19 protein-coding genes, 1 tRNA gene and 1 riboswitch are annotated in these 22,491 nt (G+C 72.6%); of the genes, 17 read left to right on the top strand and 3 right to left on the bottom strand.

Annotation, left to right across the window (positions count from 1 at the left end; genetic code table 11):
- The first annotated feature begins 182 nt into the window (after nt 1–182).
- From DN051_RS08465 to DN051_RS08455, 3 genes are all read left to right on the top strand, one after another.
- Nucleotides 183–2,252, top strand: a complete 2,070-nt coding sequence (locus DN051_RS08465) for an alpha-galactosidase (RefSeq protein ID WP_053762448.1) — start codon at nt 183–185, stop codon at nt 2,250–2,252.
- 303 nt (nt 2,253–2,555) lie between these two features.
- Nucleotides 2,556–2,716: riboswitch (cyclic di-AMP (ydaO/yuaA leader) on the top strand.
- 4 nt (nt 2,717–2,720) lie between these two features.
- Nucleotides 2,721–3,722, top strand: coding sequence for a M23 family metallopeptidase (locus DN051_RS08460; protein WP_112438413.1), 1,002 nt, complete (start codon nt 2,721–2,723; stop codon nt 3,720–3,722).
- A gap of 317 nt (nt 3,723–4,039) precedes the next feature.
- Nucleotides 4,040–4,825, top strand: coding sequence for an SGNH/GDSL hydrolase family protein (locus DN051_RS08455; protein ID WP_112438412.1), 786 nt, complete (start codon nt 4,040–4,042; stop codon nt 4,823–4,825).
- Nucleotides 4,826–4,892: 67 nt separating this feature from the next.
- Here the strand turns inward: DN051_RS08455 and DN051_RS08450 are convergent, their stop codons facing one another.
- Together DN051_RS08450 and DN051_RS08445 are read right to left on the bottom strand one after the other, a co-directional pair.
- Nucleotides 4,893–5,510, bottom strand: coding sequence for a TetR/AcrR family transcriptional regulator (locus DN051_RS08450; RefSeq protein WP_079001665.1), 618 nt, complete (start codon nt 5,508–5,510; stop codon nt 4,893–4,895).
- Nucleotides 5,511–5,574: 64 nt separating this feature from the next.
- Entirely contained in the window at nt 5,575–6,753 is a 1,179-nt protein-coding gene (locus tag DN051_RS08445) for a glutamate dehydrogenase (protein ID WP_112438411.1), read from the bottom strand.
- A gap of 231 nt (nt 6,754–6,984) precedes the next feature.
- Here DN051_RS08445 and DN051_RS08440 point away from each other — a divergent pair, with 231 nt between their 5' ends.
- The 14 genes from DN051_RS08440 (at nt 6,985) to DN051_RS08375 (ending at nt 20,112) form a co-directional block, all read left to right on the top strand.
- Complete coding sequence (locus tag DN051_RS08440) at nt 6,985–8,178, top strand: MBL fold metallo-hydrolase (protein ID WP_053762453.1); 1,194 nt, start codon at nt 6,985–6,987, stop codon at nt 8,176–8,178.
- Nucleotides 8,179–8,951: 773 nt separating this feature from the next.
- A complete protein-coding gene (locus DN051_RS08435; protein WP_112438410.1) occupies nt 8,952–11,054 on the top strand; it encodes a sensor histidine kinase in 2,103 nt (700 codons plus the stop codon).
- Nucleotides 11,055–11,155: 101 nt separating this feature from the next.
- Entirely contained in the window at nt 11,156–11,590 is a 435-nt protein-coding gene (locus DN051_RS08430; protein ID WP_053762455.1) for a roadblock/LC7 domain-containing protein, read from the top strand.
- Between the two features lie 2 nt (nt 11,591–11,592).
- The gene (locus tag DN051_RS08425) at nt 11,593–11,964 is read left to right on the top strand and encodes a DUF742 domain-containing protein (RefSeq protein ID WP_053762456.1); all 372 of its coding nucleotides are present in this window, start codon (nt 11,593–11,595) and stop codon (nt 11,962–11,964) included.
- Nucleotides 11,942–12,568, top strand: coding sequence for a GTP-binding protein (locus DN051_RS08420; protein ID WP_053762457.1), 627 nt, complete (start codon nt 11,942–11,944; stop codon nt 12,566–12,568). Before DN051_RS08425 ends, DN051_RS08420 begins: the two co-directional genes overlap by 23 nt.
- Before the next feature lie 59 nt (nt 12,569–12,627).
- Entirely contained in the window at nt 12,628–13,203 is a 576-nt protein-coding gene (locus DN051_RS08415; protein ID WP_053762458.1) for a GAF domain-containing protein, read from the top strand.
- Nucleotides 13,204–13,380: 177 nt separating this feature from the next.
- Nucleotides 13,381–14,409 (top strand): L-threonine 3-dehydrogenase, encoded by a 1,029-nt coding sequence (gene tdh, locus DN051_RS08410; RefSeq protein WP_053762459.1) that lies wholly within the window; start codon nt 13,381–13,383, stop codon nt 14,407–14,409.
- 46 nt (nt 14,410–14,455) lie between these two features.
- Nucleotides 14,456–15,649 (top strand): glycine C-acetyltransferase, encoded by a 1,194-nt coding sequence (locus DN051_RS08405; RefSeq protein ID WP_053762460.1) that lies wholly within the window; start codon nt 14,456–14,458, stop codon nt 15,647–15,649.
- A gap of 52 nt (nt 15,650–15,701) precedes the next feature.
- Nucleotides 15,702–16,604, top strand: coding sequence for a LysR family transcriptional regulator (locus DN051_RS08400; RefSeq protein ID WP_053762461.1), 903 nt, complete (start codon nt 15,702–15,704; stop codon nt 16,602–16,604).
- A 169-nt stretch (nt 16,605–16,773) separates the two neighbouring features.
- Nucleotides 16,774–17,322 carry a helix-turn-helix domain-containing protein gene (locus DN051_RS08395; RefSeq protein ID WP_112442164.1) on the top strand — a complete coding sequence of 183 codons (549 nt, stop codon included), beginning with the start codon at nt 16,774–16,776 and terminating at the stop codon, nt 17,320–17,322.
- Nucleotides 17,323–17,342: 20 nt separating this feature from the next.
- Nucleotides 17,343–17,876: a GNAT family N-acetyltransferase gene (locus DN051_RS08390; RefSeq protein ID WP_112442162.1), complete on the top strand. Its 534-nt coding sequence runs from the start codon at nt 17,343–17,345 to the stop codon at nt 17,874–17,876.
- A 30-nt stretch (nt 17,877–17,906) separates the two neighbouring features.
- The gene (locus DN051_RS08385; protein WP_053762462.1) at nt 17,907–18,263 is read left to right on the top strand and encodes an MmcQ/YjbR family DNA-binding protein; all 357 of its coding nucleotides are present in this window, start codon (nt 17,907–17,909) and stop codon (nt 18,261–18,263) included.
- Between the two features lie 133 nt (nt 18,264–18,396).
- A complete protein-coding gene (locus DN051_RS08380) occupies nt 18,397–19,815 on the top strand; it encodes an MFS transporter (RefSeq protein WP_112438409.1) in 1,419 nt (472 codons plus the stop codon).
- 223 nt (nt 19,816–20,038) lie between these two features.
- Nucleotides 20,039–20,112 (top strand) — tRNA-Pro (locus tag DN051_RS08375).
- A gap of 154 nt (nt 20,113–20,266) precedes the next feature.
- On the opposite strand, the gene katG is transcribed toward DN051_RS08375, so the two are convergent.
- A complete protein-coding gene (gene katG / locus DN051_RS08370) occupies nt 20,267–22,483 on the bottom strand; it encodes a catalase/peroxidase HPI (protein ID WP_112438408.1) in 2,217 nt (738 codons plus the stop codon).
- Between the last annotated feature and the right edge of the window lie 8 nt (nt 22,484–22,491).

Raw genomic sequence — 22,491 nt, 5'->3', positions numbered from 1 at the left:
CGGCGCGGCTCGTCGACGGGCACGCAGTCGACCATACGACATGGATTCCTGAGGCAATGAGTTCGTCCACAGGGGGTCATGGAGGGTCGGGCGAGTTGTCCACAGACGTTGCCCCCGGGGCTCGCGGCGCTGGATGATGTTGGTGCCTGATCGGCCTTGTCGGATTCTGTGGGGGTGCCCTGATGTTGGAGATCGCGGAGAACGGGCGGACGTGGCTGCTGTCGGGGCCCGCCAGCAGCTATGCCGTGCACGTCACGGACCGGGACGAGCTGCTGCATCTGCACTGGGGTCCCGCGATCGCCCTCGCCGACGCCGAGGCGCTCGCCGTCCGCCCCCTGCCGGAGTACTGGCCGTTCGAGTCCCCGCTCGACGGGCGCGAGGAGTACCCGGTCGAAGGCGGCCCGCGCTTCACGCGCCCGGCCCTGTCCGTGCGCACCGAGGAGCGGCGCGGCACGCAGTGGACCTTCGAGGGGTACGACGTCGAGGACGCCGAGCTGCGGCTGCGCTTCGCTGACGACGGGCTCGCGATCACGCTGCACTACCGGATGCGCCACGACGTCGTCGAGCGCTGGGTGACCCTGCGCAACGAGGGGCCCGCGGCCGAGCTGCTGCGGGCCGACTCCGCCACCTGGACGCTGCCGGACCGCGACGAGTGGCGACTGTCGCAGCTGCACGGCCGCTGGGCGTCGGAGTCCCGCCTCGTCCGTTCCCCCCTCACCTACGGCGAGAAGGTCATCGGCAGCCGGCGCGGCCACACCGGGCACCAGCACCTGCCCTGGGTGGCGCTGGACACCGACGCGACCGAGGAGCGCGGCGAGGTGTACGGCTGCGCCCTCGGCTGGTCGGGCTCGTGGCGGATCGCCGTGGCCCAGCTGCCGGACGCGCGGGTGCAGATCACCGGCGGCGCCGGACACGACGACTCGGGCCTGCTGCGGCTGGCGACGGGGGAGACCTTCACCACACCGGTCTTCGCCGGCCTGTGGACCGACGCCGGCTTCGGCGGTGCCAGCCGTGCCTGGCACGCGTACCAGCGGGCGTACGTCGTCCCGGACGCGGAGCGGGACCGGCCGGTGCTGTTCAACTCCTGGGAGGCCACGGAGTTCGACATCTCCGAGGACCAGCAGCGGGAGCTGGCCCGGCGGGCCGCGGAGGTCGGCGTGGAGCTGTTCGTCGTCGACGACGGCTGGTTCGGGACCCGCACCAGCGACCGCGCGGGGCTCGGCGACTGGACGCCCAACCCCGACCGCTTCCCGGCCGGACTCAAGCCGCTCGCCGACGACGTGCACGCGCTCGGGATGCAGTTCGGGATCTGGGTCGAGCCCGAGATGGTCAACCCGGACAGCGAGCTGTACCGCGCCCATCCGGACTGGGTCCAGCACCAAGTGGGGCGAACCAGGACAGAACTCCGCAATCAGCTGGTGCTGAACCTGGCGCGGGAGGACGTGCGGGAGCATCTCTTCGAGCAGCTCGACGAACTGCTCTCCAGCGCCCCCGTCGACTACGTGAAGTGGGACTTCAACCGCTGCTTCACCGACGCCGGCTGGCCCGGAGAGGCGTACCCGCAGCGGCTGTGGGTCGACCACGTGCGCGCTCTGTACGACCTGCTGGACCGGTTGCGGGCCGCGCACCCCGGGGTCGCCTTCGAGTCCTGCTCGGGCGGCGGCGGCCGGATCGACCTCGGGATCATGAGCCGCACCGACCAGGTGTGGACCTCGGACAACACCGACCCGCTCGACCGTCTCGCCATCCAGGACGGCTTCAGCCAGGTCCACCCCGCGCGCGTCATGGCCGCGTGGGTCACCGACAGTCCCAACACCCAGCTGAACGGCCGCGCCAGTTCGCTGCGCTTCCGCTTCGTCAGCGCCATGGCCGGCGTGCTCGGCGTGGGCGGCGATCTCACCCGCTGGACCGACGCGGAGCTGGCCGAAGCCCGTGACTGGGTGGCCCTGTACAAGGAGATCCGGCCGCTGGTGCAGCGCGGGGAGCTCCACCGGCTGCGCCCGCCGCGGGGCGGGCTCAGCGCCGTGCAGTACGTGCGCGGGGACGAGAGCGTCGTCCTCGCCTGGCTCCAGGCGCAGTCCTACGGGGAGCCAGTTCCGGCGCTGCGGCTGCGGGGGCTCGATCCCGCGGCCTCCTATGAATGCCGCGAAACGGGCGAAACGTACAGAGGTGCCGTGCTGCTGCACCACGGATTGCGCACAGGGCTGCGTGGCGACCTGGATGCGACGGTTCTTCGTCTGCGTCGCATCTGACTGTTCTGTCCGAATTGACGCTTTCATTCCAACTCGCTCCGGAGTAAAGGAACCTGGAGCGATGTCACGTGAGGAGCGTCATATTCGTGACCGTGAGTCGCCCGTCATGTTCACGTAATTCATACGCCTATCAAGGGCATTTGCCGGTGCGGAAAGATCCGGAATTCACGGAGGGTGACCGTTGATTCGGTGAACCGATCAAGAAGATGAGGTTCGCGCGGAACCTCTTGCTTGTCCCATTGCGTCTCGGTCGCTTACGTTCCAGACCGATCCGGGCGGACGCCGAATCCTGCCGCCGCCCGGTGCCCGCGCACACCCACCCGTTACGGCAGGAGCGGGGGACCCACAGGTACAACTGCCTGTTCCGGTCTCTGGAACGGCTTGGGGTACAGCCGCGCCACGGCGCGGCCGGGCATCTCCAGCCCGCACCCGACAGCTCACCTCGCAGGCGACGGAGAGGAATTCGCCATGCCCGCGAAGGGTAAACACCGCCGTCCCAAGGTTCAGCGTTTCACCCGTTCCATCGCCGTCGCCGGCACCGGTGGCGCCGCGCTCGCTCTCCCGTTCATGGGGGTCTCCGGCGCCCACGCCGCCACCCCGGAATCCGCTCCGGGAAAGGCGCTCCAGTCCGCCGCGACGCAAAAGAGCGCCCCTCAGCAGAAATCCGCCGAGAAAAAGTCCGCCGCGAAGAGAGCGGCCGTGCAGACCTATTCGGTGAAGGTCGGCGACTGTCTTTCGAAGATCGCCGAGGAGCAGAATGTCAGTGGTGGCTGGCAGGAGCTGTACGCGGACAACCGTGAGGCCGTCGGCGGGAATCCCTCGCTGATCCACCCCGGTCTGAAGCTCGTGATAGGCGGCAAGGCCGCTGCCGACACGGAGCGGCCTTCGACCACTTCGTCCGGTTCGTCCGAAGCATCGGGTTCGTCCGCTCCGGCTGAGTCCGCTCCGGCCTCGGAGTCCTCGGGCCGGTCCGACGCTGCCGGGTACGCGGCGGAATCGTCCGGGGAGTCGTCGTCCGACGTCTCCGCGGCCGACCGGACCGCCGGCACCGCCACCCCCTCCAGCGGTTACGTCGCACCCGTGGACGGCGGCGTCGGCACCGCGTACAAGGTCGCGGGCAGCATGTGGTCCAGCGGCTACCACACCGGCGTCGACTTCGTCACCCCGACCGGCACCCCGCTCAAGGCCGTCGGTGCGGGCACGGTCGTCTCGGCCGGCTGGGCCGGCGCGTACGGCAACCAGGTCGTCATCCGGCTCGCCGACGGCTACTACGCCCAGTACGCTCACCTGTCCTCGCTGTCCGTCTCCAGCGGCCAGACGGTGACCGCGGGCCAGCAGGTCGGATACTCCGGTGCGACCGGTAACGTGACCGGCCCTCACCTGCACTTCGAGATCCGCACCACGCCCGACTACGGCTCGGACGTGGACCCCGTCGCCTACCTCGGCTCGCACGGCGTCTCCGTCGGCTGACGCCCGCCCCGGCACGCCGCCGAAGGCCGGACCCCGATCCCGGGGCCCGGCCTTCGGCGTACCCGTCCGGCCGTCACGCCGTCCGGCCGTCACGCCGTCCGACCTCACGCCGCCCCGTCGTCGCGCCGTCCGTCGTCCGCTGCCGCCGTCCCTGGGCCCGTGCCCGCCGACACCCGCGCCGTATTCCGCAGTTGACCAATCCTTTGGCAGTGGCTTATCTCACCGCCCGTCAACCCCTTCCTACGTTCGCGTAGGTCATATTCAAAGGTGAATCATGGACCGATGTGGCAGACGATTCGAAGAATGACAGCAGATCAGTGATCGGGTCGTACGTGGCGGTGGGGGACAGCTTCACCGAGGGCGTCGGCGATCCGGGCCCCGACGGAGCGTTCGTCGGCTGGGCCGACCGGTTCGCCGTACTCCTCGCGGACCGCCGAGCCGAGGACGACTTCGAGTACACGAACCTCGCGGTGCGCGGAAAGCTGCTCGACCAGATCATGGCGGACCAGCTTCCGCGCGCGGTCGAACTGGCGCCGGACCTGGTCTCCTTCTGCGCCGGCGGCAACGACATCCTGCGGCCCGGCACCGACCCGGACGACGTCGCCGAGCGCTTCGAGCGGGCGGTCGCGGCGCTCACCGCCGCCGCGGGCACCGTGCTGGTGACCACCGGCTTCGACACGCGGGGCGTGCCCCTGCTGAAACACCTGCGCGGCAAGATCGCCACGTACAACGGGCATGTGCGCGCCATCGCCGACCGGTACGGCTGTCCGGTGCTCGACCTGTGGTCCCTCAAGTCCGTCCAGGACCGCAGGGCCTGGGACAGCGACCGGCTGCACCTCTCGCCCGAGGGGCACACGCGTGTGGCGCTGCGCGCCGGACAGGCCCTCGGTGTCGCCGTCCCGGCCGATCCGGAACAGCCCTGGCCGCAGCTTCCGCCGCGCGGCACGCTGGAGATCCGCCGGGACGACGTCCAGTGGGCGCGCGAGTACCTGGTGCCGTGGATCGGCCGCCGGCTGCGCGGTGAGTCCTCCGGCGACCACGTGACCGCGAAGGGCACGCTGTCGCCCGGCGACATCAAGGAACGGATCGCCTCGGTGGCCTGAACCGCGGCCGGCCGGGGGCGCCGGCCGATCCGGCGGCCGATGCCGGGTCGGCCGCGCGGCCGGTGCGTCAGGCGCGTCGGTCCGCCGACACCGCGTCCAGTCCGAGCTCGCGGGCGAGTGCGCCGTCCACCCACTCCTGGGCGCGGGCCCGGGACACGGTGCCGCCGTACGACGTCTGCTGGACGGCGATGCCGTCGAGCAGCGCCGTCAGCCGCAGCGCGGTCTCCATCGGGTCGGGGCACTCGAACTCGCCCGCTGCCACGCCCTCGGCGATGACTTCGGCGATCGCCGCCTTCCAGCGCCGGTCGAGGTCCCGGGTGACCTCCCGCAGGGCCGGATCGCGCAGCGCCGCCGCCCAGCCCTCGATCCACAGCCGCCAGCCCTTGGCCTGGCCCGTGGGCGCGTACCAGCGCACGGCGGAACGCAGCCGCCGCAGCGCGGTCGTGCGCCGTCCGAGCAGCTGCCCCAGATGGGTCAGATCGCCCTCGGCCGCGTACGTGAAGGCGGCGGCGACGAGCTTCTCCTTCGTCGAGAAGTGATAGAGCACCAGGGCGTTGCTCACTCCGAGGGAGGAGGCCACGTCGGAGATCCGGACCGCCGCGACCCCCCGGGCCTCGATCTGCTCCACCGCGGCGCGCAGCAACTCCTCGCGCCTCTCCGCCACTGTCAACCGCACTCTCGCCACGCGGTCACCCTAACGGCCCAGCCCTCGATCGGCCCGCCGCTCGACGCCGCGCGGGTGAGGGGCCTCACCGGTGGCAGTCGAACCGCTCGGCGAGCCGCGCGATCCGGTCCGCGCCGACGGCGTGCGCGGCGGCCCGCGGAGTCGTGCCGTCGGCCTCGGCGCGGGCCAGTACGTGCTCGACCAGCGCCCGCATCGAGCGGCGTGTGTGCGCGAACGCCTCGTCGGCGTCCGCGCCGATGTCGCCGAACAGCGTCCACCACCACCAGGCGTTCGTCCCGGAGTTGACCACCACGTCGGGCAGCACCGTGATGCCGCGCGCCCGAAGCAGTTCCTCCGCCTTCGGCAGCACCGGCATGTTGGCCGCCTCGACGATCCAGCGGGCGGTGATGCGGTCCTGGTTCGCCGTGTCGATCGCGTAGGAGACCGCGGCGGGAACCAGCACGTCCACGTCCGCGGACAGCCACTCGTCGCCGCCCAGTTCACGGACGCCGGGCCGCAGCGTCGCGCGGTCCACCGTGCCGTACGCGTCCCGCGCGGCGAGCAGCGCCTCGACGTCGAGGCCCGCCGGGTCGGCGATGGTGCCCTTGACGTCGGCGACCGCCACGACGGTCAGACCGGCGCGGGCGAGGAAGCGCGCCGTGGCTCCGCCCATGGTGCCCAGCCCCTGCACCGCCACCCGGGTCCCCGCGTACGGCACTCCGGCGCGGTCCAGCGCCGTGAGCAGCGACTCGGCGACCCCGCAGCCGCCCACCAGTTCGTCCAGTCCGATGCCGTCCACCTCCACGGCGAACGCGTCGGCGAGCCGGCGGCGGGCCGCGGCCTCGTCGTCGAGCAGCGGGTACACGGCCTGGATCGACGACACGAGCCCCGCCTCCGCCGCCGCCCGGTCCACCAGGTCCTGGCTGAGCCCCAGGTCCTCGCCGGTGGTCCAGAAACTCTCGATGTACGGCCGCATGGCCCGCAGGTACCGCACCAGGAGGTCGTACGCCCCCGGGTCGCGCGGGTCGCAGTCGATGCCGCCCTTGGCGCCGCCGAGCGGGACGTAGCGGCTGCGGGGGTCGAAGTGCAGCGCCTCCTTCATGGTCATGCCGCGCGCGAGCCCGGTGACCTCGTCCAGGGTGCAGCCCTCGCGCATGCGCAGACCACCGCTCGCCACCCCGCGCACGAGCCGGTCGACGACCAGGAAGCCCCGGCGGCCGGTGACGTGGTCGGTCCAGGTGAGCGACAGGAGGGGGGCGGTCATGCGGGGCTCCTCAAAACCGGCCGGTCGTGGCGGCGGGGCACCGGGCGGCCGGATCGATGTTACTGAACAGTGAGTCAGTATCGGGACGGATGTCGTGCGCTGTCAACGAGATGCGCGGTCCGGCGGCCGCCGGACCGGCGCGACGCGGGTGCCGCGTGTGACACGGTCGACCCGGCGTTGTCGCGGGGGCGGACCATAATGGAGCCTTCACCGACTCCACCTGGAGGTACCGTGTCCGGTTCCCGTTCCTTGAGCTCCGGGCTCCGCGCGCTGCAGCCCGAGGCCTTCGGCGCGGACCCGAGCGGTGAGCGTATGGCGCGCATCCGCAGATCCCCCTATTTCAAGGACGGGGTCTTCCAGAACCCCGGGGGCCCCTCCCGGACCAGGCCGTCGGGATCGCCGCTGGACTTCGCCAAGAAGTACTTCGACAAGGACTCCCGCAGCCGCCGCGCCCCCAAGGGCACGATCCCGGTGCACCCCACCACGCTCGCGGACCTCGCCGAGCCGCCCGCCACGGGCCTGCGGCTGACCTGGACGGGGCACTCCAGCGTCCTCGCGGAGATCGACGGGCAGCGCGTGCTCTTCGACCCGGTCTGGGGTGAGCGCTGCTCGCCGTTCGCCTTCGCCGGCCCGAAGCGCCTGCACCCGGTGCCGCTGCCGGTGGCGGCGCTCGGCCCGGTCGACGTCGTCGTCATCTCCCACGACCACTACGACCACCTGGACCTCCCCACGATCAAGGCGCTGGCCGGCACGGACACACTGTTCGCCGTCCCGCTAGGCGTCGGCGCCCACCTCGAGCACTGGGGCGTGCCGGCCGAGCGGGTGCGCGAGCTGGACTGGCACGAGGCGACGCAGGTCGGCGGTCTCACTCTGACCGCCACCCCGGCCCGCCACTTCTGCGGCCGGGGACTGCGCAACACGCAGCACACGCTCTGGGCGTCATGGGTCGTCGCGGGGGAGCGGCACCGGATATTCCACAGCGGCGACACGGGGTACTTCGAGGGCTTCCGGGACATCGGCGCCGACTACGGCCCGTTCGACGCGACGATGATCCAGATCGGCGCGTACAGCGACTTCTGGCCCGACATCCACATGACTCCGGACGAGGGCATGCGCGCCCACCTCGACCTCCAGGGCGGGGAACCGGGCGGCGTGATGATCCCCATCCACTGGGGCACCTTCAACCTCGCCCCGCACGCCTGGGCCGAGCCCGGCGCCTGGACGATGGACGCGGCCGAGAAGGCCGGACAGGCGGCGGCGTTCCCTCGGCCGGGCGAACCGTTCGAGCCGGCCGGGAAGCTGCCGGTGGAGCCGTGGTGGGAGGCCGTGTCGGCGCCGCTCGACCGGCCGTGGCGCGACGCCGGGAGCACGGCCCGGACCGGTACCGCCGCCCAGGACGACCTCGACCGCGCGGGCGGTCGCTGACGGCGCACCGAGGCATCCGCCGGTCACCGCGAGGGGGCCGGCGGATGCCCCGCGGCGGTACCGGCGCCGCCCCGGGGAGCGCCGCGTCGGCGACTCGTGAACTCGCCGGTGGGCGTGGGGCGGTGACGTCCGGGTCCGGACCGGGCGACGGCCACCCTCGTCCCGTCGCCCGTTCCGTCCCTCATCCCGTCCTTCATTGCGCCCCGCATCCCGTTCCGCATTCCGTTTTTCACCACGACTTCCGCCGCGTGTGAGCCCGTTCCACCGGGCGGACCGGGGCGGCTCCGCCGATTCGGCGCGTACCGACGGCTGTTCCGGCGTGCCTTGAGCCGCTCGGTGCGCCTTCCTCCTTCCGGCGTACGTCAGCCTTCCGTCCGCGTACGTCCGCCTTCCGCTCGGCGCGTGTACCTCCCACCCGGCGCGAGGGAGGGCGGCCGCCGGTCGGCCGCACCGTGCCCCACCGAGGCGCCGGACGGCGCGACCGCTTCCGACCGAGTCCGGTGGACTCCGATCGTTCCGATGTCATCAGTGGTCAGGCGTTCGGCGGGCTTATCGGTCTGTCGTACGAGACCTCATACCAGAGCGGGACGCTTGCCGTAGGACTTTGTCAACTGCCCACCGCACATGATGTGTCGGCAACTACGGTGAGTGTCCGTCGGGCAACGCAGGGCCGAGATCCGTACGGCTCCGCCGACCCGCACCGCGATGCCGTATGCCCGAGTCGCGCAGACCGGGCCCCAGGCCACGACCGACGGACCAGTACGAGGACACCGATGTCACACCTCCGCGCACCGGCCGCACGCGCAGACCGCCGCGAGGGCGGACGTCACGGACGGCCGGTCGCCCGTACCGTCCCCTCGCTGCCCGAGGCGCACATACGGCCTCAGCTCCTGCGCCTGGCCGTGCTGCCACCCGTAGCCGTCGCGCTCAGCGCCTGCGCGGCCGTCCTGTTCACCGTCCGCTCCACCGGGGCCCGCACCGGCCTCCCCCTGTGGGGCGTCCTCGCCGGAGCCACCGGCGTGACGTTCGCGGGCATCGGGATCGCCGCCTTCGCCGCCGCCCGTACCGCCCGGTCCGTCCACGAGCGCATCGGAGCGCTGCGCCGCAGCAGCGCGCGCCGCGAGGCCGATCTGCGCACCCTCGTCGAGGCGTTGCGGCGCGGCGAGATCCCGCCCCAGCGCAAGTCGCGCGGCACACCCCCCGAGGACGCCGACGACTTCGAACTGCTCGCCGCCGACCTGGCCCGCGCGCACGACGGCGCCGTCACCGCCGTCGTGCAGGCCGCCCAGCTCTCCAGCCAGGCCGGCAGCGAGCAGAAGCTCGAAGTCTTCGTCAACCTCGCCCGGCGGCTCCAGTCGCTGGTGCACCGGGAGATCGCGATCCTCGACGAGCTGGAGAACGAGATCGAGGACCCCGACCTGCTCAAGGGCCTCTTCCACGTCGACCATCTCGCCACCCGCATCCGCCGGCACGCCGAGAACCTCGCCGTGCTCGGCGGCGCGGTCTCCCGCCGGCAGTGGAGCAATCCGGTCACCATGACCGAGGTGCTGCGGTCGGCGATCGCCGAGGTCGAGCAGTACTCGCGGGTCAAACTGGTGCCGCCGACCGACGGCACCCTGCGCGGCCACGCCGTCGCCGACGTCATCCACCTGCTGGCCGAACTCGTGGAGAACGCCACCGTGTTCTCCGCCCCGCACACCCAAGTGCTGTTGCGCGCCAACCTCGTCACCTCGGGGCTCGCCATCGAGGTCGAGGACCGCGGTCTCGGCATGCCGGTCGCCGAGCAGAGCAGGATGAACGCCCTGCTCACCGACCCCGACCAGGTCAACGTGGGCCGGCTGCTGGCGGACGGGCGCATCGGGCTGTTCGTCGTCTCGCAGCTCGCCCGGCGGCACGGCATCACCGTCCGGCTCCAGACCAACATCTACGGCGGGGTCCAGGCCGTCCTCGTGGTGCCGCAGGCCCTGCTGGGCACCCCGCCGGGCGCCACCGGCGGCGTACCCCCGGTGGCGCAGGACCCGACCGGTGGCGTACGAGGACACCGCGACACCACGGGCGCGGTACCGGCCGCCCCGGTTCCGACCCGCGTGCCGCCGCCCGCGCACCCGGGGCAACCGCCCGTCGCGGCGGCCCCGGCGGCTCCGCCCGCCCTCGTCCCGCAACCCGTCGCGCGACCCGTCACGGCGGCTCCGCCGGTGCCCCCGGCTCCCCTCGCGCACCCCGTCACGGTGCACACCCGGCCGCCGGACATGTCCCCGGCCGGCGACAGCCCCCCGGCGCCACTGCCGGTGCGCGGTGCCGAGGAACGCGCCAACCCCGCGGCGGCGGTGCCCGGCATCCGGCCCGACGAACGCGCCCACCTCGGCGAGCACGACTCGGCACCGCCGGTGCCGAGGGGCGGTGCGGTACGCGGCACCATGGGCAAGCCCCAACTGCCCCGGCGCCGAGCCCAGGAACACATCGCGCCCCAACTGCGCGGCGGCCCGGCCCCACGCCAGGACACCGAGCACGTGGTGGGGCACGATCCCGGCCTGATGGCGGCCTTCCAGCGCGGTGTCGGCCTCGCCGAGGCCCAGCAGAACGCCGAGCCGGTGACCCGGGGGGCCTCCCACGAGGAGTCCCGGCACAACCCGCCCGCACCCCGGCGCCCCGCCGAGGCGCCCGTCCTGCCCGCACCCCTCTCCACGGACGCCCACCCGAGGGACGTACACCCCAAGGACGTACGGCACTCGGACTCGGCGCACGTGGACCTGTCCCCGCACGGGACGGCGGCCCACACCACCGAGCAGCGGCCCGCGCACTCCCCGGACCACGGTGTCACCGCGACCCGAACCGATCACCACGCCCGGCACGACGGGAGCACACCGGCCGGATGACCACCGCAGCCGCCGCCCCCGTCGCCACCCCCACCGCAACCACCCCCGGCGCGACCCCGAGCGCGCTCGCAGACCTTCGTATCCCAAGGAGTCGATCCACCATGGCGACCGATGCCCCCACCGGCCATGTATCCGATCTCGACTGGCTGATGAGCGGACTCGTGCAGCGGGTGCCGCACACCACCAGCGCGGTGCTCCTGTCCTGCGACGGACTCGTGAAGTCGGTGCACGGCCTCGACGCCGACAGCGCCGACCACATGGCCGCCCTGGCCTCCGGCCTGTACTCCCTCGGCCGCAGCGCCGGAGTCCGCTTCGGTGACGGCGGCGACGTACGGCAGGTCGTCGTCGAACTCGACTCCACCCTGCTGTTCGTCACCACGGCCGGCTCCGGTACCTGTCTCGCCGTGCTCGCCGGCCGCGAGGCCGACGCGGCCGTCCTCGGCTACGAGATGGCCATGCTGGTCAAGAGTGTCCGCCCCTACCTGATGACCGCGCCCCGACAGCACGCCGTCGAACCCACGGCGATGAGGCCTTGAGCGTGGCGACGGCCGGCGACGGGCCCTGGCTCGACGACGCGGCCGGACGGCTGGTGCGCCCTTTCACGGTCAGCAACGGCCGTACCCGTCCCACCGTCGCGCTCGACCTGATCTCCCAGGTGAGGTCCACCGGAGCCACCCCGTTCGGCTACCTCGGCCCCGAGCACGCACAGGCCCTCGATCTGTGCCGCGCCCCCGTCTCGGTCGCCGAGGTCGCCGCCCAGCTCAGACTCCCGGCGGTGGTCACCAAGGTGCTGCTGTCGGATCTCGTCGACTGCGGGGCGCTCACCACCAAACCCCCCGAGTTCCACCACAACCCCACGGACCGGGCCCTTCTGGAGGCAGTGCTCGATGGACTACGACGACAGCTCTGACTACGACTACGACGACGGTGCCGATCCCTTCCCCACCGCGCTGAAGATCCTGGTGGCGGGCGGCTTCGGGGTCGGCAAGACGACCTTCGTCGGAGCCGTAAGCGAGATCGCCCCGCTCAGCACGGAGGAGTTGCTCACCACGGTCAGCGCCGGGACCGACAACCTCGACGGCATCGAGAACAAGGTCGAGACGACCGTCGCGATGGACTTCGGCCGCATCACCCTGGACCCGCAGCATGTGCTGTACCTGTTCGGCACGCCCGGACAGGAGCGGTTCTGGTTCATGTGGGACGAACTGTGCGAGGGAGCGCTCGGCGCGGTGATCCTGGCCGACACCAGGCGCCTGGAGGAGTGCTTCGCCGCGGTCGACTTCTTCGAGGAACGCGGCCTCGGCTTCATCGTCGCCGTCAACGAGTTCGACGGCGCCCACCGCTACGACCCCGAGGAGGTGCGTGCCGCCATCGACCTCGACCCCGCGATCCCCGTCGTGCGCTGCGACGCCCGGATCTCCGCCTCCGGCGTCCAGACCCTGCTCACCCTGGTACGCCACCTCATCGCCCACGCACCCGTCACCCCCGCGCCGAGCCACGGCGCCCACATGTGACCACCGCCCCCAGCACCGGAGCCGCACATGACATACGCCCACAGCGACGGAACCCGGCCATGAGCTACGACCCGCCGCGCCCGGCCGGTCGTCTGCTGCTCACCCCCGACGACAAGGAAGCACCCGCCCGCACCCGGCGACTGCGGCGGCTCGGCCTCGGGCTGCGCCCCGAGCCCGCCCTCGACGCCCTGGCGGGCCATCTGGCGTCCAGCACCGGATCGCCGTACGCGATGGTCAACTTCCCCGACGAGAGCGGGCAGTTCTTCGCCGGACTGCACGCCCCCGCCGTCGGACTCGTCGTGAAAGAGGACGGGACCCGGCCGGAGGTCGGCCGCTCCATGCCCCGCGACCACGGCTACTGCCCCCATGTGGTGGTCCGGCGCAAGGCCCTCGCACTGGAGGACGTGCGCGACTATCCGCGGTTCGCGGGCAATCCCGTCGTCGACGAGTACGGAATCCACTCCTACCTCGGCGCGCCGCTCATCGACACCACGGGCATGGTGCTCGGCACCGTGTGCGTCGCCGATGTCGCACCGCGGCCCTGGGGACGCACCGGTCTGGAGACCATCAAGGCGACCGCTGCCGAACTCGTCGTCCGGCTCGAACGGAGCGAGGACGACGGACTCCCGCTGTGAGCCGCCCGGGGAGCGGCCGGCCGAGGGCGTGAAGGAAAGCTGCGGCGGCGCTTAAGAAATCCTCGATGGACCGACGCCCCGCGATACGGCAGATTGCTGTGCGATTCCACCCCCCTCCCCGTCCGCGGGCCGCTTCGGCGTGCCCTGGACGGGACCTCACGCACAGGAGCCGTAGCGTTGAAGGCGCTGGTCAAGGAGAAGGCGGAGCCCGGGCTTCGACTCGTGGAGGTCCCCGAGCCCACCATCGGGCCCGGCGACGTACTCATCAAGGTGCTGCGCACCGGTATCTGCGGCACCGACCTGCACATCCACGCCTGGGACGGCTGGGCGCAGCAGGCGATCCGCACGCCCCTCGTGCTCGGGCACGAGTTCGTCGGCGAGGTCGTCGAGACCGGCCGGGACGTCACCGACATCAAGTCGGGCGACCGGGTCAGCGGCGAGGGCCACCTGGTGTGCGGCAAGTGCCGCAACTGCCTGGCCGGCCGGCGCCATCTGTGCCGCGCCACCGTGGGTCTCGGTGTCGGACGTGACGGCGCCTTCGCCGAGTACGTCGCGCTGCCCGCCACCAATGTGTGGGTGCATCGCGTGCCGGTCGACCTCGACGTGGCGGCGATCTTCGACCCGTTCGGCAACGCCGTGCACACCGCGCTGTCGTTCCCGCTGGTCGGCGAGGACGTGCTGATCACCGGTGCCGGGCCGATCGGTCTGATGGCCGCGGCCGTGGCCCGGCACGCCGGCGCGCGCAACGTCGTCATCACCGACGTCAGCGAGGAACGGCTGGAGCTGGCCCGCAAGATCGGTGTCAGCCTGGCGCTCGACGTCACGAACGCCACGGTCGCGGACGGACAGCGCATCCTCGGGCTGCGCGAGGGCTTCGACGTCGGCCTGGAGATGTCCGGCCACGGCGACGCACTGCGCGACATGATCGCCAACATGACGCACGGCGGACGGATCGCCATGCTCGGCCTGCCCGCGCAGGAGTTCCCCGTCGACTGGGCCCGGATCGTCACCTCGATGATCACCATCAAGGGCATCTACGGCCGGGAGATGTTCGAGACCTGGTACGCGATGTCGGTACTCCTGGAGGGCGGCCTCGACCTCGCCCCCGTGATCACCGGACGCTACGGCCACCGCGACTTCGAGGCGGCGTTCGCCGACGCGGCGAGCGGCCGCGGCGGCAAGGTGATCCTCGACTGGACCTCCTGACCCGCCCCGGTCCGCCTCCGCTCACCGCACTCTTTGGAGCCCCCTCATGTTCGACTCTGTCCGCGACGACCTGCGCGCCACCCTCGACGAGATCCGCGCGGCCGGACTGCACAAGCCCGAGCGGGTCATCGACACCCCGCAGTCGGCGACCGTGAACGTCTCCGCCGGCGGCCGCCCCGGCGAGGTCCTCAACTTCTGCGCCAACAACTACCTCGGACTCGCCGACCACCCCGAGGTGATCGCGGCGGCCCACGCGGCGCTGGACCGCTGGGGCTACGGGATGGCGTCGGTGCGCTTCATCTGCGGCACGCAGGAGGTGCACAAGGAACTGGAGGCCCGGCTGTCCGCCTTCCTCGGCCAGGAGGACACGATCCTCTACTCCTCCTGCTTCGACGCCAACGGCGGTGTGTTCGAGACGCTGCTCGGCCCGGAGGACGCGGTGATCTCCGACGCCCTGAACCACGCGTCGATCATCGACGGCATCCGGCTGTCCAAGGCCCGCCGCTTCCGCTACGCGAACCGCGACATGGCCGACCTGGAACAGCAGCTGAAGGAGGCGCAGTCGGCCCGGCGCCGGCTGATCGTCACGGACGGCGTCTTCTCGATGGACGGCTACGTCGCCCCCCTGCGGGAGATCTGCGACCTCGCCGACCGCTACGACGCCATGGTCATGGTCGACGACTCGCACGCCGTCGGCTTCGTCGGCCCCGGCGGACGCGGCACCCCCGAGCTGCACGGCGTGATGGACCGCGTGGACATCATCACCGGCACCCTCGGCAAGGCGCTGGGCGGAGCCTCCGGCGGTTATGTCGCCGCCCGCGCCGAGATCGTCGCCCTGCTGCGCCAGCGCTCCCGCCCGTACCTGTTCTCGAACACCCTCGCGCCGGTGATCGCCGCGGCCTCGCTCAAGGTGCTCGACCTGCTGGAGTCGGCGGGCGACCTGCGCGAGCGGCTCGCCGAGAACACCGCCCTGTTCCGCCGCCGTATGACGGAGGAAGGGTTCGACGTCCTCCCCGGCGACCACGCCATCGCGCCCGTGATGATCGGCGACGCCGCCCGGGCGAGCCGGATGGCGGAGCTGCTGCTGGAGCGCGGCGTGTACGTGATCGGGTTCTCCTACCCGGTGGTCCCGCAGGGCCAGGCCCGTATCCGCGTCCAGCTGTCGGCCGCGCACTCCACCGCCGACGTCGACCGCGCGGTGGACGCGTTCATCGCCGCGCGGGCCGAGCTGGACGCCTGACCGGGGCGAAGGGCGCGTCCGCCGGCTGGGGGCGTCTGAGAGAATCGGTCGCATGATCGAAGCGCGGCGGCTGCACATCCTCCGTGCGGTGGCCGACCACCGCACGGTGACGGCGGCTGCCGCCGCGCTGTACCTCACGCCCTCCGCCGTCTCCCAGCAGTTGACGGCGCTGGAGCAGGAGACCGGACACCGGCTCGTCGAACGGAGCGCGAAGGGCGTACGCCTGACTCCGGCCGGCGAGATCCTGCTCAGCCACACCAACGCCGTGCTCGCCCAACTGGAGCGCGCCGAGGCGGAGCTGGCCGCCTACGGTTCCGGGGAGGCCGGCACGGTCACCGTCGCCTCCTTCGCGACCGGCATCGCGCTGGTCGTCGCGCCCGCCGTGGCCCGCCTCGCGCGCAGCGCGCCCGGCATCAGCATCCGGGTCAGGGACGCCGAGGGCGACGCGAGTCTGCCGATGGTGCTGGACCGGCAGGTGGACGTCGCGGTGGCCGTGGAGTACCGCGGGGCCCCGCCCGCCGACGACCCGCGGCTCGCCCACGTCCCGCTGTACGCGGAGCCCTTCGACGCGGTGGTGCCGGTCAGCCACCGTCTGGCCGACCTCGGCGAGGTGCCGCTGGCGGAGCTGGCCAAGGACCCGTGGATCGGCCCGTACCCCGGCAACCCCTGTCACGACGTGGTGGTGCTGGCGTGCGAGAGCGCCGGGTTCCAGCCGCGCCTGGAGCACTCCTCGGACGACTTCCGGGCGGTCGTGGCGCTCGCCTCCGCCGACGCGGGGGTCGCCCTGGTGCCGCGCTCGGCGTTGCGCGGCATGGATCTCACCGGAGTCGTCGTCCGCCCCGTGGACGGTGACGCGCCGACCCGCCGGGTCTTCGCGGCGGTACGGCGCGGGGCCGAGGGACATCCGCTGATCCGCCCGGTGCTGGAGGCACTGGAAGCCGCAGGCGCGGAGTAGCGCCCGAGCCGCGGCCCTCAGCGGTGCCGTACTTCCCCCTCCGGTCCACCTCGGCGGCGTACGTCGGCCGACGGAATCCCATATTCGGGATAGGATCCCGAATGTGAAACATGAAGCGGTCGACGGCGGCGACGCGGCCGTGGCCGGGGCCGGTTCCGGGCCCGACGACATGGACGTCCGGCTGGGCGCGCGACTGGCCGGGCTGCGGGCCGAACGCGGCTGGTCCCTGGGGGAGCTGGCGGAGCGCAGCGGTGTCAGCCGCTCGACCCTGTCCCGCGCCGAGCGGGCCGAGATCAGCCCCACGGCGTCCGTACTGAACCGGCTGTGCGCCGTGTACGGGCGGACCATGTCCCAACTGCTCAGCGAAGTGGAGGCGGAGCCCGCGGCGCTGTTGCGCGCGGCCGACCAGCCGGTGTGGGAGGACCGGGCCTCGGGATTCGTACGGCGCTCCGTGTCGCCGCCCCACGACGGACTGCGCGGCGAACTCGTCGAGGCACGCCTCGCCGCGGGCGCCGACATCGCCTACGACCGGCCGCCCGTGCCCGGCCTGGAACAGCACGTCTGGGTGCTGGACGGAGCCCTCGCCGTCACCGTGGGGGACATCGAGCACCACGTGGACACGGGCGACTGCCTGCGGCTGCGCGTGTGGGGGCCGACGCGGTTCCGGTGCGTCGGCCGGCACGACGTGCGGTACGTGCTGGCGGTGGTGCGGCCGTGACGGTGAACGGTGGTGCGGCCGTGACGGTGACCCGGCTGGACGACGCCGAGGTCCTCGCCCGCGCGGGCGACCTGGCGCACCTGCTGACCGACGCCGTGCGCGGCGGCGCCTCGGTCGGCTTCCTGGCCCCGCTGGACGACGCCGCTGCCGCCGCCTGGTGGACGGAGCGCGCCGCGGCCGTCGCCGCGGGCCGGCTCGCCGTGTGGGTGGCGCACGACGGACGGCGCGTGGTCGGCACGGTCGGGCTGTCCTTTCCCGACAAACCCAACAGCCGCCACCGCGCCGAGCTCGTCAAGCTCATGGTCCACCGGGGCGCCCGCGGGCGAGGCCTGGGCCGTGCCCTGCTGGCCGCCGCCGAAGCGGCCGCCGCGGCCGACGGCGTCGCCCTGCTGCACCTGGACACCGAGACCGGCAGCCCGGCCGAGCGCCTGTACCGATCGGCCGGCTGGACCCGGGCCGGAGTGATCCCCGACTACGCGGCGAGCCCCGACGGCACACCGCGTCCGACCAGCCTCTACTACAAGCACCTGGGTGCGGCGCCTCCGGCCGCCTGACTGTCGGTGGCAGCCGCTACGGTGCCTCTCATGCCGGATGCCGAAGACGTACGCCGAATCGCCCTGTCCCTGCCGGACACCACGGAGAAGATCGCCTGGAGCATGCCCACGTTCCGGGTCGCGGGCAAGATGTTCGCCACGCTGCCGGAGGACGAGACGTCCATCGCCGTGCGCTGTCCGAAGGAGGAGCGGGACGAACTGGTCCTGGCCGAGCCGGACAAGTTCTGGATCGCCGACCACGAGGCGCAGTTCGCCTGGGTGCGGGCACGGCTGGCCGCGCTGGAGGACGAGGGCGAGCTGCGGGACATCCTCGCCGACTCCTGGCGCCAGGCCGCCCCCACCGGGCTGCTCGACGCCCACCCCGCCCTGGGGCTGCCCGGGGAGTGAAAACCCTCCGGCACCGTCGGCGGGACATGGCATGATCCGACCGGCGCGGCAGCCGGGCCGGTGAGGGGGCTTCGGCAGGCGCGGCACGGGCGGGGTCCGGGCCGGGGTGGGCCGGGGAGGGGAGCACAAGGGGATGAGCGGGGCTTCGGCACAGCCGCCGCAGTCGTCGCGGCCGCCGCACGAGGGGGCCGGGGCGGACACGGAGCGCGACGCGGACATCGGCGGCGGGCCGGGCGACGGGGCGCGTGACAACGTTGCCGGGACGGGTGGGCCCGGCGGCGGGCCCGACCGGCCGCTCCGGTCGCGGGACTTCACGCTGTTCTTCGTCGCCCGCGCCTTTGCCCGGCTCGGCGACACCATGCTCCCCGTCGCGCTCGCGGCGGGACTCCTCCTGCACGGATACGGCGTGGGCGCGGTCGGCCTCGCCATGGCGGCCACGGCCGCGGCCTTCGCCGGCCTCGTCGTCCCCGGCGGGGTCCTCGCCGACCGGTTCAGCACCCGCAAGCTGATGATCGGCGCCGACCTGGTGCGGCTCGGCACCCAGTCCCTGGCCGCCGTGCTCTTCCTCGCGGATCACGTGGTCCTCTGGGAGATCTGCGCCATCGGCGTCGTGAACGGTGTCGCGGGCGCCGTGTTCCAGCCCGGGGTGGCCGGCATGATCCCCCGGCTGGCCTCCGACATCCAGGCCGCCAACGGCGCCATACGCATCGCCGAGTCCTCGGCCCAGCTCGCCGGCCCCGCCGTCGCGGGCGTCCTGGTCGGCTTCGCGTCCCCGGGCGGTGTGTTCGCGGCGCACGCCGCCACCTACGCGATCAGCGCGCTCTGCCTCCTGCTGCTCCGGCTTCCGCCGCTCGCGCCGGGCAGCCGCCTCCCGGGGCGCGGTACGAGCGCCTTCAAGGCCGACCTCGTCGAGGGCTGGCACGAGTTCCGGGCGCGCCCCTGGCTCTGGGGCGTGATCGTCGTCTGGTGCGTCCACATGATCGCCGTCTACGGCCCGACCGTCCCGCTGGTGGCCACGGAAGTGGTCCGGGAACACGGCCCGCGCGCCTACGGTCTGGTCAACTCCGCGCTGGGCGCCGGCACCGTGGTGGGCGGCCTCCTCGCCCTGCGGCTGCGCCCGCGCCGGATGCTGCGCGCCGGGTCGGTCGCCCTGATCGGCTTCGCGGCGTTCCCCACGACCGTGGGTCTCGGACTCGATCTGCCGGCCATGGCGGCCGGCGCGGCCGTCGCCGGGGCCGGGATCTCGTTCTGGGGCGTCATGTGGGCCACCAGCGTCCAGACGCAGGTGCCCCCCGACGTCCTCAACCGCATCCACGCCTACGACGTGGCCGGCTCCCTGGCGATGCTGCCGGTCGGCCAGGCCCTCGCGGGTCCGGCCGCCGCCGCACTGGGCGCCGACCGGGTGCTCCAGGTCTCCGGCGCGATGAGCCTGGTCGTGGTGATCGCCCTGCTGTCGGTCCCGGCGATACGCGGTCTGGTGCGTGCCGACGCGCCCAAGGCCCGCTCGAGGAGGAAGGAGCCGGCGCGCGAGGTGTGCGCGGAGCAGGGGTGACGCGGGCGCGCACGGCGCCGCCGGTGGTCGGCGGCCCGGATCCCGGCGATGTGCCCCGTCGGCCGACCTCGACCGTACTCCAGGTCGTGGGCCGCCGTCCCGGTGTCCGCGGGGTGTCCGCGGCCGGCGTCCGCAGCGCGATAACGGGTGCGCGACCACCGACCCGAGTGCGGTATTGTTTCCCTGCACGTTCGGCCCGGGGAAAGCCCAGGTCAGACGGCACCGGGACGTGGCGCAGCTTGGTAGCGCACTTGACTGGGGGTCAAGGGGTCGCAGGTTCAAATCCTGTCGTCCCGACGGTGCGAAGGGTCTTCGCAGGCGAGAGCCTGCGAGGGCCCTTTTTTCATGCCGCCGCCCGGTGGCGCGCGCATGCACGCAGCGGGGGCGGGCACCGTCGGTGCCCGCCCCCGCGGAGGTCGCCCGGCCGTCACGGCCGGCTACCGGGAAACGGTCAGACGAGGTCGAACCGGTCGAGGTCCATGACCTTGGCCCACGCCGCGACGAAGTCCGTCACGAACTTCTCCTTCGCGTCGTCGCTCGCGTAGACCTCGGCGAGCGCACGCAGCTCGGAGTTGGAGCCGAAGACCAGGTCGGCACGGGTGCCGGTCCACTTCTGCGCGCCGGTGGCGGCGTCGCGGCCCTCGAAGGTGTGCTGGTCCTCGGAGGTCGCCTTCCAGGTCGTCCCCATGTCGAGCAGGTTGACGAAGAAGTCGTTGGTCAGCGTGCCCGGCTTCTCGGTGAGGACACCGTGGGCGGACTGACCGGCGTTGGCGCCCAGGACGCGCAGACCGCCGACGAGCACGGTCATCTCGGGGGCGCTCAGGGTGAGCAGGTTCGCCTTGTCCAGCAGCAGGTACTCGGCCGGGAGGCGGGTGCCCTTGCCGACGTGGTTGCGGAAGCCGTCCCAGGCCGGCTCCAGCGCGGCGAACGACTCGGCGTCCGTGTGCTCCTCGGTGGCGTCGACACGGCCCGGCGCGAACGGGACCTCCACGTCGAAGCCGCCGTCCGCCGCCGCCTGCTCGATCGCGGCGGCGCCGCCGAGGACGATCAGGTCGGCCAGGGAGATCTTCTTCGCGCCGGTGTTGAACTCCTGCTGGATGCCTTCCAGGACGCGCAGGACCTGGGCGAGCTGCTCCGGGTCGTTGACCTCCCAGCCGCGCTGCGGCTCGAGGCGGATACGGGCGCCGTTGGCACCGCCGCGCTTGTCGCTGCCGCGGAACGTGGACGCCGAGGCCCAGGCGGTGGAGACCAGCTGGGAGACGGTCAGCCCCGAGGCGAGCAGCTTGGTCTTGAGCGCCGCGACGTCGGCGGCGTCGACGGGCTCGCCCTGCGCCTCCGGCAGCGGGTCCTGCCAGATCAGGGTCTCCTGCGGCACCTCCGGGCCGAGGTACAGCGACTTCGGGCCCATGTCACGGTGCGTCAGCTTGTACCAGGCGCGGGCGAACGCGTCCGCGAACTCCTCCGGGTTCTCGTAGAACCGGCGGGAGATCGGCCCGTAGATCGGGTCGAGGCGCAGCGACAGGTCGGTGGTGAGCATCGTCGGGAGGTGCTTCTTCGACGCGTCGTGCGCGTCGGGGATGACGGCCTCGGCGTCCTTGGCCACCCACTGCTTGGCGCCGGCCGGGGACTCGCTCAGCTCCCACTCGTGGCCGAAGAGGTTCTCGAAGAAGTTGTTGCTCCACCGGGTCGGCGTGGTGGTCCAGGTGACCTCCAGGCCGGACGTGATGGCGTCGCCGCCCTTGCCGGTGCCGTGGGTGCTGCGCCAGCCGAGGCCCTGCTCCTCCATGGTGGCGGCCTCGGGGTCGGCGCCGACCCGGTCGGCCGGGCCCGCGCCGTGGGTCTTGCCGAAGGTGTGGCCACCGGCGATCAGGGCGACGGTCTCCTCGTCGTTCATCGCCATGCGGCGGAACGTCTCACGGATGTCGCGGGCGGCGGCGATCGGGTCCGGGTTGCCGTTCGGGCCCTCGGGGTTGACGTAGATCAGGCCCATCTGGACGGCGCCGAGCGGGTTCTCCAGCTCGCGGTCGCCGCTGTAGCGCCGGTCGTCCAGCCAGGTGGTCTCGGGACCCCAGTACACGTCCTCCTCGGCCTCCCAGACGTCCGCACGGCCGCCGGCGAAGCCGAAGGTCTCGAAGCCCATCTGCTCCAGGGCGACGTTGCCGGTGAGGATCATGAGGTCGGCCCAGGAGATGCTCTGGCCGTACTTCTTCTTGACCGGCCACAGCAGACGGCGGGCCTTGTCCAGGTTGCCGTTGTCCGGCCAGCTGTTCAGCGGGGCGAAGCGCTGCTGACCGGCGCCGGCGCCGCCGCGGCCGTCGCTGATGCGGTAGGTGCCGGCGCTGTGCCAGGCCATACGGATCATCAGCGGGCCGTAGTTGCCGAAGTCCGCCGGCCACCAGTCCTGGGAGGTGGTCAGTACCTCGGCGATGTCCGCCTTGACGGCCGCGAGGTCGAGGTTCTTGAACGCCTCGGCGTAGTCGAAGCCCTCGTCGAGCGGGTTCGCCACGGCGGGGTTCTTGGCCAGGATCTTCAGGTTGAGCCGCTCCGGCCACCACTGGCGGTTGCCGCCGCCCTGCGTCGGGTGCGCGGCCCGCCCGTGCGCGACCGGGCAGCCTCCGGCCCCCTCCGTCTTGGGGTCGGTGACGATTGCGTCGGGGTTCTCAGCCATGGGAATCC

The sequence above is a fragment of the Streptomyces cadmiisoli genome, assembly GCF_003261055.1.
GTDB lineage: Bacteria > Actinomycetota > Actinomycetes > Streptomycetales > Streptomycetaceae > Streptomyces > Streptomyces cadmiisoli.
The sequence above is the reverse complement of the archived record's forward strand: the minus strand, read 5'-3'. Positions and strand labels throughout refer to the sequence as shown.